We start from the raw sequence: 16,852 nt of genomic DNA on the forward strand, positions 1-16,852 counted from the left end.
CTTAGTAACAGCCCCTAATAAGGCAGCCGAAACAATAGTTCATCAATAGCAGGTCGCCATTGAAAATCCGCCAATTTAATGCGGTTACCAATGACCACGACCTGCTCTTGCTGTAGGTGCGATTTTTGCTGCTCAAAGCTGTCACTACCAACAGCAAAAGAAATTTTTCCCGCGGAATTAATCACCCGATACCAAGGCACCAGTTGACCATCTACGCCCTCATCTGGCACATAACCTAAGCACTTACCTACTAAGCGTGCTCTGCCCGGTAACCCCGCCAGATCAGCTACTTGCCCGTAACAAGCAACTTTTCCAAATGGTATTTCTTGTACGGTGCGCCAAATTTTTAAATAATTTTCGTTTACCATTTGCTAGTTTTAGCTAGTAATTAGCTACCAAGGTAAGACTTCGCCATTTGAGTGACGAAACTCACCCGATTGTTCTAATGTCAAATGCTCAATCAAACCAAGTAGTCGACTTGCTGCTTCTGCTGCTGAAATATCACCACGTCCACCCACCATATCGGTTTGCACATAGCCTGGGTGGTAAATACCAACTGCAATATTTCTTGGCGCCAAATCAATACTGAGTGAAACTGATGCCGCATTAAGCGCGGCTTTTGACATCCGATAACCAAAGCGACCGCCAGAGCCATTGTCAGCAATTGATCCCATACGAGAGGTGATCATGGCGATTTTACTGCCACTAATTAATTGCGAGTCAAGCGCATGCACAACACGAAGTGGCGCTAAAGCATTGACTTCAAACTGCTCGCGTATGCTCGCCAAATTAAAATCATTTAAATTTTCATCGCGTAAAATACCAGCGTTACAAACTAAGCAATCAATAGCAATACCAGCCAACTCCGCTTTCATCTTGTTAAGGCCAGCTTCATCGGTGACATCTACACCGGTAATTTCTGTTAAGGCAGATGACGATTGTTCAGCAAGTGCTGATAGTGCCTCAGAGCTTTTACGGCACACGGCATATACCTTGTTTCCTGCCTTTACTAACTGTACGGCCATCGCTAGTCCAATGCCTCGGTTAGCACCGGTAATGACAATATTTTTTGACATAAGCTTAAATTTCCCTTAAAAAACGAGCTAACAATTAATCACTAATACTCGGCTTCTGGTAACGAATAGTTTATTTTTATTTGCCTTCGCTGTGTAGCTATTGCATCAAATGCTTGCTGGTATTGCTGCACAATACTGTCTGATGTACCTAAGCTAAAGGCGATATAATTTCCGACTTTATTTACTTGCCAAACAATCTGATAATCATCTTCATTAACGCCGAATGTTTGGCTTAAATATTTAAAACCATGAATAGTAACAACCATCATATCCACACGATCTGCGGTTAACATTTTATGGGCTTGTACTAAATTAGACACCTTAGACATATTAAACTCAGGAAAACCAACCTGCAGCAACGACACTTCTGAAATATCACCACGTACGGCGGCAATTCGATGTGAAAATATCTCACCTAAGTTATTAAATTGATATTGCTTACTTTTCTTCGCTATTAACACATGTGTTGAATAAAATACTGGCCCTACCCACTTAAACAGTTCTTCTCGCGCAGTTGTTCTAGACATGGTAAACAACGCCACATTGTCATTGGTTAATGCAAATCGATAGCCTCGGCTCCATGGCACCATTGAAATTTCTTGCTCTTGTATGCCCATTTCACGCCACATGGCTTTCAATGTATCAACCGTCACCCCCACCAATTTACCATCTGCGATATAGTTTGCTGGCGGGTACATCTCTGTATAAAACGTCACTTTGTTATCAAGTAATTGGCGGTCTATAGTGTCTGCATAGCTAACGCATGCAATACTTAAGCTGGCAATGATTGACCATGCTGCTTTCAGTGTTATTCGACACATGTTAACAATGATTTTCATCTAACTTTCACCATACAATATTGACCAATTTCTATCGCCTCTCTCGCCTTTCAACTTTTCATCATTACAATTGATAGTTAGAGTAATCTTACCCTGCGACAACATTTACTACGTTTAGTATAAATGGTTACAAGGCATTTTGACGGAAAGTATTAAAAGCTGCTTCTACGACAATCGCGTGTCGCTTTGCGAGTCTTGCGTGATCTTTATCGTAACCACCACCAATAACGGTAGCCACAGGCACGCCACGCTGGACACAAATACTAATGACGTTAACATCTCGCTGATAAATTCCCTGCCAGCTGATGTCTAGTCGCCCAAGAACATCTTGTTGCCAAACATCAACGCCAGCGTCATAAAGCACAATATCAGGTTTAAATTGATTAAGTAGCCCAGTTAATGTTGTCATTACTTTGTCGATATAAGGTTGATCTGATAAACCGATGTCTAAGCCGATATCCAGATCACTATCGCTTTTTCTAAACGGAAAGTTTTTCTCGCAATGAATTGAACAAGTAAATATATTAGCATCCTTAGCTAGAATGGCCGCGGTGCCATCACCTTGATGAACGTCTAAATCAAAAATCAGCACTTTATCAACACGGCCTTCAGCAATTAAGGATTTAGCCGCATACGCTAAATCATTGACCATGCAAAATCCTGAGCCAAAATCATAATGCGCATGATGGGTACCACCAGCTAAGTGACAAGCTATACCTTTTTGCAAGGCAATTCGAGCGGCAAGCAAAGTACCATTAGGGGCAGTTAATGTGCGATCAATTAGACCTTGGCTCCAAGGTAGGCCAATACGGCGCCACGCTTTATTATCTAAGCAGTTATTAACCATAGCGCTGAGATAATGAATATCGTGAACAATGGATAAATCTTCAATGCTCGCGCGTTTAGGTTTAACTACATTAGCTTTAATCAAACCACTTTGTTTTAAATAGTTGTGCAAACGCACAAACTTGGACATCACAAAGCGGTGATCTTCAGGAAACGGGCACGAATAATTGTCGTGATAAACCAGAGGTAACAAAAACTACTCCGCTTATTTCGACAAGGTTAGTGCGTATGCGCGTGCTTTTTCCAGATCTTCGGGGGTGTCAACACCCTCAACATCGGTGCGATGTTGAGCAACAGCAACGTGAATTTTTTCACCTTGCCATAACACGCGTAATTGCTCTAACGATTCTATCTTCTCAATGTCACTCGCTGGCCACGCTACATAATCTAAGATAAAGCCAGCACGGTAGGCGTAAATGCCAATATGACGTTTATAAAAATCACCAATTTCACTAATGTCAGTAACACTTTGTTGATTTAAGAATTTATCACGATCATAAGGAATGGTTGCGCGGCTAAAATACATCGCATAACCCAGTTTATCGGTAAGCACTTTAACTACATTCGGGTTAAATGCTTCTTCTACATCATGAATATCAACCGCTAATGTTGCCATACGCGCCATATTTGATTGAGCAAGCTGTTGTTGAGCAAGGTTGTCGGCAACCTGCGCAATATTTTCTGCTGGAATAAATGGCTCATCCCCTTGGACATTGACAATAATTTGCTCTGGGGAGAATTGATATTTTTCAACGACTTCAGCCAAACGTTCAGTACCCGACTGATGATCAGCTCGGGTGCGGCAGACTTCACCGCCAAAACGTTCAACTGCTTCTGCTACCAGGTCATTATCGGTGGCCACTATCACTTGGCTAGCACCACTCGCTTGTGCTTTTTCAAATACCCATTGGATCATCGGCTTACCATTAATACCGGCCAACACTTTGCCCGGTAAACGCGACGATTGATATCGTGCAGGAATGACAACAACAAAAGACATATGATTTCTCTTTATTTTTCTTTACTGTTCAGCATCAACAATACGTCTGGCTTCATTTTCAAGCAACACAGGAATATCGTTTTCAATTGGATACGCTAAACGATCAAATTTGCAAATTAGCTCATTATGCTCTTTATCCAAGACCAATTTTCCCTTACATGATGGACAGGCAAGAATGTCCATTAGTTTTATATCAAATGCCATAATATCTCTTTAAGTCTGTTAATTATTTGAATGTTCAATAACCTGCATTAGCAGTTTCTTTAACGCGTCGGTTGATTGTTGATCAAACTCAGCATTGACCGCCAAATACCACCAATGACCTTGAGCAAAGCCCTGACATTTAATCGCGTCTTTTTCGGTCATCAACAAAGGAACTTCACTGGTAAACTGCTGAAAGTCCTGCGCTGAAAACTGGTGATGATCGGCAAAATCTAAAGCTATTTCGCAGTCAATACTACACTGCTTTAAGGTGTTAAAAAAGCGTGCTGGATCGCCTATTGCCGCCACCGCATTCACTTTCGGGTATTGACTGGCAAAATCTTCAACACTGCACTGCTCACCGGTTTTAAGATTGATAAATGTTTGAGGGGCTAATGTCATATTCAGCTGATTAGCCGTAATTTGTTGACTACCACCATTAACAATCACCAAATCAGCAGTTGATAGCCGCCATTTACCTTCACGCAGCGGTCCAGCCGGCAACAATAAACCATTGCCAAATAACCTTTTACCATCAACGACAATCAGCTCCTTGCTGCGACGCAATTTATAATGCTGCAAGCCATCATCGGCTAAAATCAATTGGCAACCTTGCTGCTTTAATAAGTCAATTGACGCTAATCGGTTAGCACCAACCGCCACTGGTATTTGGCAGCGCTGATAAATCATCGTCGGCTCATCACCCGCTTGAATTGGCGTGCTATTGTCAGTGACTAAATAAGGCGTAGTAGGTGGCGTGCCGCCATAACCGCGGCTGACCACACCAACGCTAATACCAAGCTGCTGACATAACTCTATTAAATATATAGTTAGCGGAGTTTTACCATTACCACCTATGCCAATATTACCGACAACAATCACGGGTAGACTTGGTTCAAAACTAGATAATATCCCCAGTCGATACAGTAGTCGCCTAAACCCGCTAAGCACAGCAAAGATTAGCATTAACGGCAATAATAGCGGCACCAGAAGCCATTTTGATGGGTGCTGATGAAACCAGACTCGCTCAATCAGCTTCATATTTTATTAACCAACACTTTTACTGACCAACATTTTTACTGACCAACATTTTTACTGACCAAACTGGAAGTTGTGCAATTGCGCATATGCGCCACCCGCATCAATTAACGCCTGATGTGAGCCTTGTTCAATAACTTTACCATCATCTAACACTAATATTTTATCGGCATTTTCAATAGTCGACAGTCGATGGGCAATGACAATGCATGTACGATTTTGCTGTAGTACAGTCAATGCGTCTTGAATATGACGCTCTGATTCAGTATCTAAAGCACTAGTCGCTTCATCTAAAATTAAAAATGGCGCATCACATAATAAGGCTCTGGCTATTGCCACCCTTTGACGTTGGCCACCAGAAAGCGCGGAGCCATTTTCACCAACGTTAGTATCTAAACCGTCGGTAAACTTATCAGCAAATTCTAAAACATGAGCTTTACGCGCCGCTTCAATAATTTGCTCGCGCGTGGCATCGGGTTTGCCATAGGCAATATTATTGGCAATGGTATCGTTAAACAGCACCACTTGTTGCGATACATAAGCGAACTGCTTACGAATATCTGCTAAGCGGTAATCATCAATGTTAACACCATCTATAGTCACCTCACCTTTTGAGGCTTTATAAAACCTCAGTAGCAATGAAATGGTGGTAGATTTACCACTACCAGAGCGGCCAACCAGTGCCACTGTTTCGCCGGGCTCAGCGGTAAAATTTAAATTAGATAACGCTGGTTTTTCTTCATCGCCGCTCTTTCCTGCTTCGCCTTGTTTTTCAGCATCACCATAATAGAAGTCAACATGATTAAACGCTAAGCGCCCAGCTGATTTTTCGATAGCGATAGTGCCTGTATCTTGTTCAATGTCTTGATCAAGTGCAGCAAATATACTTTGACATGCTGCCATACCACGCTGAAATTCACTGTTAACCGTTGTTAATAATTTAAGAGGTCTTAACAACATCGACATACAGAAAATCACGGTAGTAAACGTACCCGGCGTTAGTGACGCTTTCATGGTGTCTAAGTTGGCCACATAAAGCACAAACGCTAAGGCAAAAGACGCAATAATTTGAATAATCGGCACACTTCCCGATTTGGTTGCTACCATTTTCATCCGTTGATGACGATTACGTTTATTAATTGCTGAAAAGCGCTCGCTCTCACGCTGTTGACCGCCAAAGGTCAACACCACTTTATGACCGTTAAATGTTTGCTCGGCGGCGCTGGTGACTTCACCCATAGTATTTTGAATGCTTTTACTGACCTTACGAAAGCGCTTAGACACGTAATTAACAATAATGGCGATAACCGGCGTTAGAATTAAGAAAATCGAAGACAACTGCCAGCTGTGATAAAACATCACAATCAATAAACCAATGACAAAAGCACCTTGCTGTACCAAGGTTAATAGCGCTTTACTAGTCGCTTGCAGTACTTGTTCCGTATCAAAGGTTAATTTAGAAATGAGCTTGCCGGTAGATTCCTGATCATGAAACATCACTGGCATTGCCATAATATGGTCAAATAATTGCTGACGTAAGTCTGTTACGACATTGTGTCCAAGCCACGCTAAACAATAGTTCCCGATAAAATGGCAACTACCGCGCAACATAAACATCACCACAACAAACAAGGGCGCCCACTTCATAAACGTAGGATCTTTGCCGGTTAGACCATCGTCAATTAACGGTTGTAACTGAGAAAAAACAAAGCTATCAATAGCGGCATAGCCTAACATACCAATAATGGCTGCTATTAAACCCGCCTTATATGGCTTGGCATACACCATTAATCGCTTAAATGATTGCCATGTTGACGGGGTGGAATTAGACATAAAAACACTCTACTTTTCGTAATCGCCATATTCTATCGTTAATTGGCGCACCAACCAACCGCTAAAAACGGGTTAATTTGCAAACCAGTATGGCAAGAGATCATTTCGATAAGTGACGATATTCCAAGTATTTGGCGCAATATTCACTGTAATCATGCCTTGCGCTGCAGTGGAAAAATGCTGCACGCCAAGCGCTTGAAAACGGGCGACAACATCTGCCGCAGGCATTCGCCAACGATTATAAAAACCACTGCTAAATATAACCGCCTTAGGCTGTAATGCCCGAATAAACGCCCTGCTAGAGGAAGATTTTGAACCATGATGTGGAGCGATTAAAACGTCGGCCTTAAGCTCGGGATACAGCGCTAATAATTGTCGCTCGACTTTAGTAGTGATATCACCGGTTAACAATAGCTTAGTTTTACCATCGTCAATGAGCAAAACACATGATTCATCATTTTTATCGCCCACTTTAGTTAATGGCCAAAGCACTTTTATCTTAAGCTGGTGCCAGATTATTTGTTTACCGGCAGTACAACTCCGGTAAGGCGACTGGCGATCTTCTTGCTCCGGCTCCATCGTCGTTAATTTCAACAAAGAACCATCAATAGGCTGATTATAAAAAACTTGTGGCTTAGCATTATGTGAATTAGCGTCATATGCTAACACTTGTTTTAACCCACCAGCATGATCTTGATCATTATGACTAATCACCACATACTCAAGCTGGATGTCTTTTGCAGCCACAAAGGGTAAAATCACTTGTTCAGCCATACTCCAACCTGATGGGTAAGCTTGCCCGGTGTCATAAAGTAGCGCACTTTGTTGTTGCTCAATAATCACAGACAGGCCTTGCCCAACATCTAAAACGTTGACTTGCCAATGACCCGTCCTATCCACAAATAAAGGCTTTGCTACTACCGTAAAAATTATTGTATAAACTAGCGATAGCAGACCCGTTACCACATTAATTTTTGACAGCTTAATCAGCATAAAAATAATCACCATGAGTAGTAAAGTAGCAGCAATTAGCCAATTGCTTTGCTGGGCAGAAACATGCAGCGCGCCACTATTAAAACTTGCTAACCAAGTTAAATAATTAACTAAATAATCTAGCACGGTATTAAGTAAGGAAAAGAGTTGTTGCGCTGCTGGAATATGGACAAATGTAGCCAGCAAGCTAACGAACAGTAGCGGCATAATAATCAAACTGGCAACGGGCACGGCAATAAAATTAGCCGCTATCGATACCGTTGATATTTGCTGAAAAATGATTGCATTTAACGGCAATAAAAATATTGATAACCCACACTGAATAATCACCAATATCCAGAGCGCTTTTCGCCAGCCATGTTGGCCGCTAAGCAAAGAATTAAATCGCCACAACAATAAAAATATTATGGCAACAGCGCCATAAGATAACCAAAAACTGGTACTGTAAAGACTTGCAGGTAAAAGCAAAACCGTGATCGCCATTGCCCAAACTATTAGTTTCGTTGGTGAAAGCTTTAATGCAAGGCAATGACTGACACAGAATGTCGTAAAGAAGATTAACGCGCGTATAGTTGGAATGGCAAAGCCTGCCAAATAGCTATAACCAGCACTGACGATTAAAGCAATTGCCAAAGCAAGGTAAACGACATTACAACGCGATAGCGATAGTTGCCAATTCCTGCTTAATGAAGTCAATGGTAGCAATCGAAAAAGTGACAAACTGCCAATGAAGCTAAAAGAAACCACCAAACCAATATGCAGTCCAGATATTGCCACCAAATGCTGAGTGCCAGTTTGCTGTAATAGCGACCAGGTTTGGTTAGAAAACAAACTTCTATCACCAAAGCTTAATGCGACCAGCAGCGCTTGATGTTCGAACGGTTGAGTAGTATTTTTTACCCGCTGATAAAAGCGGTCTCGAATATTCGGCGACGATGCTAATAAGGTTATTGCTTTCGTGGTTTGCACATAACCTGTGGCATGAATGCCTTCACTTCGCAGCCAACGCTGATAGCTGAAGCTTCCTAAATTGGCTAAGCCATGAGCTGGTTTTAGTTTTATCCATGCACTAAATTTATCACCATTACGTAGTTGTCGTTCCGCTTGCTGCCAATTGAGCTTGATGGTTATTTTACGCTTTAATTTGGTTTTATCTAATTGCTCTAGGAAAGCCGTAAATCGCCAGCCCAAGTCAGTTTCCACTGGCAGATCAACAATAGTAAATACCGCTTGGTGTGGCTGATAAAAGTAGTTTGATGAAGTAAGTTGGTTATCTTGCCAAATCGAATTATAACTAGCTCCATGGAAAAACATCCACAAAAAGCCTAATATTGTACTAAGCAAAAGACGATGGCGTTGACAAGCTAGCCAATAAATTACGGCAATTATCAACAAACATTCATAAAAAATCACTGGCACACTAGGGGCTAAAAATGACAAAATAGCACCTAAGATAAAGCCGAGTAGCCACCATTCCATAGTGGTTCCTTAAATAATCCTTTAGTTGTAGTACCTTATGCCAAAAAAAGTCATTCGCAGACTGTTACCTGATCACAATACGATCAAATCAAATAAGCACTTGCAAATATTTGGCGAGCTGTTGCACAACGCGAATTTGTGGCATTTAAACCGTCGTAGTGTGGCAAAAGCTTTTGCCGTTGGTTTGTTTTTTGCCTTTATCCCTGTGCCATTTCAAATGATTTTGGCAGCAGGTACTGCCATTATAGTACATTCAAATTTACCCCTTTCTATTGCCTTAGTTTGGATCACCAATCCATTAACCATGCCCGCGATATTTTATGCCTGCTATATTGCTGGAACATGGGTGATTGGCGCTAAAGAGCAAGCTTTCGCCTTTGAAGCCTCATGGCAATGGGTGGTTGATAGTTTACAAACCATAGGGCCTGCGTTCCTTATTGGCTGTGGTGTTTTAGCGATAATATTCGCTATCATTGGCTACTTTGGAATACAATTGCTGTGGCGCTTTTCTGTTGCTCGTGAATGGCAAAAACGAGCGATACGCAATACAAAATAACTTAAAAAGCTTGGTAATAATTTAAGCTTTTAAATGAGCGCTTTCCTTTGTCTAACAAGGCCGCCAATCGCATTAACTTATGCTCAAAAGCTGCTCTATTCTATACTTATTGTTCTAAGCTATGCTGTTCTTATCGACTATCTTCTAAACCACTCTCTTCTAAACCACTCTCTTATAAATTACTCCACGTCTCAGTTTGCAGCATTTAACTAACACTAGAGATATGTAAGAAAGAGGCAAAAAGAAAGGCTAGCGAAATCCTCAGAGGCGATAAAAAAGTATGAATATCGCCAATTACTTCGCATTTAAATCTGCAATTAATTCAGTAAGTAAATCAGCCAGCATTTCACTTAAAGCTTCTAGCGCTTGACGATACTTTAGGCTTTGTTAAAAGCACAGCCATAAAAAAACGCTCGGTAATATTTATTACCGAGCGTTTTAATAAAGACTAATGCTTGGTCTTAATTAATAAGCGTTAGATGCTTCAACTTGTTTACGTTGAGTGATCTTAGCATTAGCTTTTAATGCATTAACATAGCTTTGATATGTTGCCTGCGCTAACTGATTAGTTTTTTGTTCAGCAAGCGTTGGGTTCTCCGTTGCTTCACCTGCTTTGACGGCAGTTACTTGAACCACAGCTAAATCACCATTAGCTAAAGTAGCCGATGATGCTGAAACACCGCCTTCAACAGGGTGTGGTAAAACAAACGCTTTGCGAACTATAGCACTATCAATTGTACCACCAAATCGAGCAACATCAGCTTGCTGAGTAAATGTGCTGTTTACCGCTTCAAGATCTGTATCGATTGATTCTCCGGCCGCTAACTTAGCAACGAGCTCCTCAACCACTGTTTGCGCTTTTTCTGTTGCTTTCTGGTTAGTTAAACGCTCAGCAATTTGAGGCTCTACTTCAGATAGTGGCTTAACACTAGCAGCTTGGTGCTCACGCAAGCGAACAACCATTACTAACGAATCGTTAACTTCAATTAAGTCTGAGTTCATGTGCTCTTGCAAGACAATATCAGAAAAAGCTGCATCAATTAGGTTTGGCGCATCAAATGGTGCAGGATTACCTAATCGAGAAACCCATTCTGATGTTTTAACTTCACCATTAATTACGGCAGCAGCGTCGTCTAAACTATCTGGAAATTCAAAACTAACGCGTGCCAGTTCTTGTTGTAATTCAAAGAATTTATTTTGCGCCTTATCATTGCTTACTCGTGCAATTAACTCTTCTTTAACCTCGGCAAATGGCTTAACTTGCTTAGGCGTGAACTCAGTTAATTTAATGATATGGAAACCAAATGAAGACTTAACCACATCACTTACATCACCAGCACTAGCTAACGAGAATGCAGCTTCATCAAACGCTTCATCCATAACACCGCGCTCAATCCACTCTAAATCACCACCGTTTTCACCGCTGTAGGTATCGGCCGATTCAGTTTTCGCGATTTCTGCAAAGTCTTCACCTGAATTAATACGTTCAAGTAAGGCTTGTGCTTTTGATTGTGCAGCTGCTTCGTCATCACCAAATTCAACTAAGATGTGAGAGATACGACGCTGTTCATCTTGACTAAATTCATTGATGTTTTCGTTGTAGAAAGCCTCAACTTCTTCATCACTGACTTCTATTGACTTTGCAATGTCAGCAACATTAAGTGCGACATAATCTAGTTTAACTAGCTCCTGATTCTCAAACATTGATTGGTTATTTTGATAAAAGCTAGTGATTTCCTCAGTAGTCACTTCAACACTGTCAGTAAACTGCTGAGCGCCAACAATTGCATAGGCAATATCACGCTTTTGGTTTTGCAATGCAGTTAACTGAGCTGATTGATAAGGTAGGCTAAATTCAGTAGAAACTAACGCTTGGCTTAATTGACGACGAGTCATCTCTACACGTAAATAATCACGGAAATCGGAAGATTGATAAAAACCCGATTGATTAATAATCGCCAAATAACGGTTATTATCAAATACGCCATTCACCTGAAATTCAGGCATAGTGCGAATTGTTTTCTTAATTTCTTCATCTGAAATACGAAGAGCCAATTCATCAACATTTTGATCAATTAACTTTTCATTAATTAAACTGTCTATAACGCCCTTACGGAAGTTAGCCATATAATTTGGATCAGCTGATAAAGTATCAAACATCTCACCAAATTGCTGGGTCATACGATTACGTTGCGATTGATAAGCTTGATCAAACGCTTGTTGAGAAATTTTCTCGCCATTAACCGTCGCCACTGAGTTATCAACTGAGCTGGTATATCCGCCAATGCCGGCAACCGCAAACGTTAAAATAATAAATCCAAGGATAACTTTAGCGATAATTCCTTGAGAGCCTTCTCTAATACTTTCTAACATCTCTTTCTCTTTAACACCATTGTGCATTTTGTTGCGCGTGATTCTATCAGAAGCAAGTGAATGCTTGAAGCATCAACACTCGATATTGGTGCATTATTCTGCGTTTTTTTTATAAATTTTAAAAGCGACAAAATAAAAGACCACCTTACGGTGGTCTTAAAAATTCTTACGAATGAAACTGTGATTAGTTACATGCGTCTTTTAAAGCTTTACCAGCTTTGAAAGATGGGATTTTAGCCGCAGCGATTTCAATAGTTGCGCCTGTTTGTGGGTTACGGCCAGTGCGAGCAGCACGGTCACGTACTGAGAACGTACCGAAACCAACTAGAGCTACTTGCTCACCACTTTTTAATTCTTCAGTTACTGCTTCGATAAATGAGTCTAAAGCACGACCCGCAGCAGCTTTTGAAATATCTGCACCAGCAGCAATTTTCTCGATTAGTTGAGACTTATTCACAGTGTCTTCCCCTTCAATTGTTATTATTCAGCGCTATCTTTTGTTTTAGCGTCCTGCAGAAACGTTTATAACAAGCTTCTTTTTGAACATCAAGCGCTGAGTTAAAGAAAATATAAATAGATAAATTTTTATTATCTTGTACTAGACCCCATATAAATAGGGGGCTAGCGCAATCAGCGTTCCTAACTTACCATAGTTTTGGCGTTTGAAAAGCGATATTTTCACTTTTTGCCATTTTTTTTTACTTTTTTTCGATTTCCTACCCAAAATAGTGCTTAAAAGCGTTATTTTTCGCCAATTTGCCATTTGTCAACTGGGTGCTCTAAGGCAATATCAAGCACTTCATCAATCCATTTTACCGGATGAATTGTAAGGTCTTGTTTAACGTTTTCAGGAATTTCAGCTAAATCTCGCTCATTATCTTTTGGGATAACGACCGTTTTAATACCACCGCGATGGGCAGCTAACAGCTTTTCTTTTAAACCACCAATAGCTAAAACTTCACCGCGTAAGGTGATTTCACCTGTCATAGCAACATCAGCTTTTACTGGGTTCCCCGTTAAGCTTGAAACTAACGCTGTGCACATGCCAATACCTGCACTTGGGCCATCTTTTGGTGTTGCCCCTTCAGGTACATGAACATGAATATCACGTTTTTCATAAAAGTCTTCGTTAATTCTTAACTTATCAGTTCGGCTTCTAACCACTGTCATCGCGGCTTGAATCGACTCTTTCATGACATCGCCTAGTGAACCGGTATAAACCAGCTTACCTTTACCGACATTTGACGCTGTTTCTATGGTTAGTAGTTCGCCGCCCACTTGTGTCCAAGCAAGGCCTGTTACTAAACCTATGCGATTTTGATCATCGGCTTTACCGTAATCAAAACGTTGAACACCTAAAAACTCACTTAAGTTTTCTTGGCTAATTTCAACCTTTTTGATTGATTTATTTAATAAAATTTTCTTAACTGCTTTACGGCAAAGTTTTGAAATTTCACGCTCTAAACCACGAACACCTGCTTCACGGGTATAGAAACGAATAATGCCAATAATTGCACTATCATCAATGGTAATTTCACTTGTTTTTAAACCATTACGCTCAATTTGCTTAGTCACTAAATGACGTTTTGCAATATTAAGCTTTTCATCTTCGGTATAACCCGACAGGCGAATAACTTCCATCCGGTCTAGTAATGGGCCTGGAATATCCATACTGTTTGATGTAGCGACAAACATCACATCTGATAAGTCGTAATCTACTTCTAAATAGTGATCATTAAAGCTAGTATTCTGTTCTGGATCTAACACCTCTAGTAATGCAGATGCAGGATCACCGCGCATATCAGATGCCATCTTGTCGATTTCATCCAACAAGAATAATGGGTTTTTAACCCCTACTTTTGAAATTTTCTGAATCAATTTACCTGGCAGTGAGCCAATATAGGTACGGCGATGTCCGCGAATTTCCGCTTCATCACGCACGCCACCTAATGCCATACGCACATATTTACGGCCAGTAGCTTTTGCTATTGATTGCCCTAATGAGGTTTTACCAACACCAGGAGGCCCTACTAAACAAAGAATTGGCCCTTTTAGCTTACTAATACGTTGTTGAACCGCTAAATATTCAATAATACGTTCTTTCACTTTTTCTAAGCCGTAGTGATCTTTTTCTAGCACTTCTTCAGCAAGACTTAAGTTTTTCTTTAGCTTGCTGCGCTTTTTCCACGGCACATTGCACATCCAGTCAATATAACTACGCACTACGGTGGCTTCTGCCGACATAGTCGACATCATTTTTAGCTTTTGTAGTTCTGCCATAGTTTTATCTTTGGCTTCTTTTGGCATATGGGCGTCTTCAATGCGCTTTAATAGCTGCTCAGCTTCGTCAGGTACATCATCCATTTCGCCTAACTCTTTTTGAATGGCTTTCATTTGCTCATTCAAATAATACTCACGCTGGCTTTTCTCCATTTGCTTTTTAACGCGGGTACGAATTTTCTTTTCAACTTGCAGTAAGTCTATTTCACCTTCCATTAACGCCATTAAATATTCAATACGTTCAGCAATATTAGTTGTTTCCAATACCTTTTGCTTATCGTTGATTTTTAATGGCATATGAGCAGCCATGGTATCGGCAAGCTGTTCTGGATCATCAATACCAGACAATGACGTTAACACTTCAGGTGGAATTTTTTTATTAAGCTTTACATAGCCTTCAAATTGAGAAATAGCCGAACGTACTAAGACGTCGCTATTTTCATCATCAATTGTTTCAGAGGTAATGTATTCAACATCAGCGGTAAAGTGATTTTCAGTTTCAACAAATTGCTTGATGTTGGCACGCTTAACCCCTTCGACCAATACTTTCACCGTACCGTCGGGTAACTTAAGCATTTGTAAAATTGAAGCTACCGTCCCTGTCTCATACACATCTTCAGCACTAGGGTCGTCAACCGCAGCATCTTTTTGTGCCACTAAAAACACTTGCTTGTCGCTTTCCATAGCAATATCTAAACTGCGAATCGACTTTTCGCGACCAACAAATAACGGAATAACCATTTGTGGATAAACAACAACATCCCGCAACGCTAACACCGGGATTTCAACTACGCCTGACAATTCATTGGTCATAGAAAACTCTCTTGGAAATAGATTAAGAAATCAGCAAGTTACTTAACTAGTAATTGCTGCACTTATCAAGAAAAAAACTCGTTAAAAAGTATATGGGGTTATAACGACTAGTTTCAACACAGGAATAAAAAAAAGAGCCTTTCGGCTCTTTTTATTTAACAATTAGCATATCGCTAGCAATTAGCTTTCCGATGATGCTTTATCTTGTTTGGTTTCGTAAATAACAATTGGTTTTGATTCCCCGGTAATAACCGTTTCATCAACCACGACTTTGCTAGCGTTTTCCATTGAAGGTAATTCGTACATAGTATCAAGTAATACACCTTCAACAATTGAACGCAAACCACGAGCACCTGTTTTACGCACCATCGCTTTATGAGCAATCGCTTTTAACGCGTCTTCTCTAAACTCAAGTTCAACATCTTCCATATCAAACAAGGCTTTAAATTGCTTAGTTAAGGCATTTTTAGGTTCTTGTAAAATTTCAATTAACGCGTCTTCATCAAGTTCCGTTAACGTAGCAACTACCGGTAAACGGCCAATAAACTCAGGAATTAAGCCGTATTTAACTAAATCTTCTGGCTCTACTTCTTGGAAGCGCTCAGTTAAGCTCTTCTGCTGATCTTTACCTTTAACTTCCGCGCCAAAACCAATACCTGTGCCAGTATCACAGCGCTGTTCAATGACTTTATCAAGGCCCGCAAACGCACCACCACAGATAAATAAGATCTTAGATGTATCAACTTGTAAGAACTCTTGCTGTGGATGCTTACGGCCACCTTGCGGCGGAACCGATGCAATTGTACCTTCAATCAGTTTAAGTAGTGCTTGCTGAACGCCTTCACCAGACACATCACGCGTAATCGATGGATTGTCTGATTTACGTGAAATCTTATCGATCTCATCAATGTAAACAATACCACGTTGTGCTTTTTCAACGTCGTAATCACATTTTTGTAGCAGCTTTTGAATGATGTTTTCAACATCTTCACCAACATAACCCGCTTCGGTTAATGTCGTGGCATCGGCCATAGTAAACGGCACATCCAATAAGCGCGCTAGTGTTTCAGCAAGTAACGTTTTCCCACTACCAGTTGGGCCAATTAGCAAAATATTACTTTTGCCTAACTCAACACCATTGTGTTGATCTCCATTGCGTAATCGCTTGTAATGGTTATATACCGCTACAGATAACACTTTCTTAGCATGGTCTTGACCAATAACATAGTCGTCCAAGCTCGTACGGATATCGATAGGAGAAGGTAAGGATTGATTATCTTGCTTGGGTGCAATCTCTTTAATTTCTTCACGAATAATGTCATTACACAGTTCAACACATTCGTCACAAATAAATACTGATGGCCCAGCAATTAACTTTCTTACTTCATGCTGACTTTTACCGCAGAATGAGCAATATAATAACTTACCACCATCACCGTCACCTTTTTTAATATCGGTCATACGGTACCTCTATACTTTTCGTTTATTTCAATCTTTCGCTATTAATAAGTATTTCACAAAATAC

General features: G+C 40.6%; 14 protein-coding genes. 1 reads left to right on the top strand and 13 read right to left on the bottom strand.

Annotated features, from left to right (window positions below; translation table 11 throughout):
• Positions 1 to 14: 14 nt before the first annotated feature.
• The 9 genes from ACOB82_RS12585 to ACOB82_RS12625 form a co-directional block, all read right to left on the bottom strand.
• Positions 15 to 368: an MGMT family protein gene (locus ACOB82_RS12585; protein WP_448213328.1), complete on the bottom strand. Its 354-nt coding sequence runs from the start codon at positions 366 to 368 to the stop codon at positions 15 to 17.
• A 24-nt stretch (positions 369 to 392) separates the two neighbouring features.
• Positions 393 to 1,076: an SDR family oxidoreductase gene (locus ACOB82_RS12590; RefSeq protein ID WP_448213329.1), complete on the bottom strand. Its 684-nt coding sequence runs from the start codon at positions 1,074 to 1,076 to the stop codon at positions 393 to 395.
• A gap of 41 nt (positions 1,077 to 1,117) precedes the next feature.
• Positions 1,118 to 1,915, bottom strand: coding sequence for a substrate-binding periplasmic protein (locus ACOB82_RS12595; protein ID WP_448213330.1), 798 nt, complete (start codon positions 1,913 to 1,915; stop codon positions 1,118 to 1,120).
• 127 nt (positions 1,916 to 2,042) lie between these two features.
• Positions 2,043 to 2,954, bottom strand: a complete 912-nt coding sequence (locus tag ACOB82_RS12600) for a histone deacetylase family protein (RefSeq protein WP_448213331.1) — start codon at positions 2,952 to 2,954, stop codon at positions 2,043 to 2,045.
• Between the two features lie 12 nt (positions 2,955 to 2,966).
• Positions 2,967 to 3,761: a 3-deoxy-manno-octulosonate cytidylyltransferase gene (gene kdsB, locus ACOB82_RS12605; RefSeq protein ID WP_448213332.1), complete on the bottom strand. Its 795-nt coding sequence runs from the start codon at positions 3,759 to 3,761 to the stop codon at positions 2,967 to 2,969.
• Positions 3,762 to 3,782: 21 nt separating this feature from the next.
• Positions 3,783 to 3,965: a Trm112 family protein gene (locus tag ACOB82_RS12610; RefSeq protein ID WP_448213333.1), complete on the bottom strand. Its 183-nt coding sequence runs from the start codon at positions 3,963 to 3,965 to the stop codon at positions 3,783 to 3,785.
• Positions 3,966 to 3,983: 18 nt separating this feature from the next.
• Positions 3,984 to 5,003 carry a tetraacyldisaccharide 4'-kinase gene (gene lpxK / locus ACOB82_RS12615; protein ID WP_448213334.1) on the bottom strand — a complete coding sequence of 340 codons (1,020 nt, stop codon included), beginning with the start codon at positions 5,001 to 5,003 and terminating at the stop codon, positions 3,984 to 3,986.
• Positions 5,004 to 5,054: 51 nt separating this feature from the next.
• Positions 5,055 to 6,833 carry a lipid A export permease/ATP-binding protein MsbA gene (msbA, locus tag ACOB82_RS12620; protein WP_448213335.1) on the bottom strand — a complete coding sequence of 593 codons (1,779 nt, stop codon included), beginning with the start codon at positions 6,831 to 6,833 and terminating at the stop codon, positions 5,055 to 5,057.
• 72 nt (positions 6,834 to 6,905) lie between these two features.
• Positions 6,906 to 9,305, bottom strand: coding sequence for a DNA internalization-related competence protein ComEC/Rec2 (locus ACOB82_RS12625; RefSeq protein WP_448213336.1), 2,400 nt, complete (start codon positions 9,303 to 9,305; stop codon positions 6,906 to 6,908).
• Between the two features lie 37 nt (positions 9,306 to 9,342).
• Between ACOB82_RS12625 and ACOB82_RS12630 the strand changes: the two genes are divergently transcribed.
• Positions 9,343 to 9,861: a DUF2062 domain-containing protein gene (locus ACOB82_RS12630; RefSeq protein ID WP_448213337.1), complete on the top strand. Its 519-nt coding sequence runs from the start codon at positions 9,343 to 9,345 to the stop codon at positions 9,859 to 9,861.
• Positions 9,862 to 10,326: 465 nt separating this feature from the next.
• On the opposite strand, the gene ACOB82_RS12635 is transcribed toward ACOB82_RS12630, so the two are convergent.
• The 4 genes from ACOB82_RS12635 to clpX all read right to left on the bottom strand — a co-directional run bounded on the left by ACOB82_RS12635 (position 10,327) and on the right by clpX (position 16,788).
• Positions 10,327 to 12,234 (bottom strand): SurA N-terminal domain-containing protein, encoded by a 1,908-nt coding sequence (locus tag ACOB82_RS12635; RefSeq protein WP_448213338.1) that lies wholly within the window; start codon positions 12,232 to 12,234, stop codon positions 10,327 to 10,329.
• Between the two features lie 184 nt (positions 12,235 to 12,418).
• Complete coding sequence (gene hupB, locus ACOB82_RS12640; protein WP_074499445.1) at positions 12,419 to 12,691, bottom strand: nucleoid-associated protein HU-beta; 273 nt, start codon at positions 12,689 to 12,691, stop codon at positions 12,419 to 12,421.
• A gap of 284 nt (positions 12,692 to 12,975) precedes the next feature.
• Positions 12,976 to 15,327, bottom strand: coding sequence for an endopeptidase La (lon, locus tag ACOB82_RS12645; protein ID WP_448213339.1), 2,352 nt, complete (start codon positions 15,325 to 15,327; stop codon positions 12,976 to 12,978).
• Positions 15,328 to 15,507: 180 nt separating this feature from the next.
• A complete protein-coding gene (clpX, locus tag ACOB82_RS12650) occupies positions 15,508 to 16,788 on the bottom strand; it encodes an ATP-dependent protease ATP-binding subunit ClpX (protein WP_448213340.1) in 1,281 nt (426 codons plus the stop codon).
• Positions 16,789 to 16,852 lie beyond the last annotated feature (64 nt).

This window comes from Colwellia sp. MEBiC06753 (genome assembly GCF_053470325.1).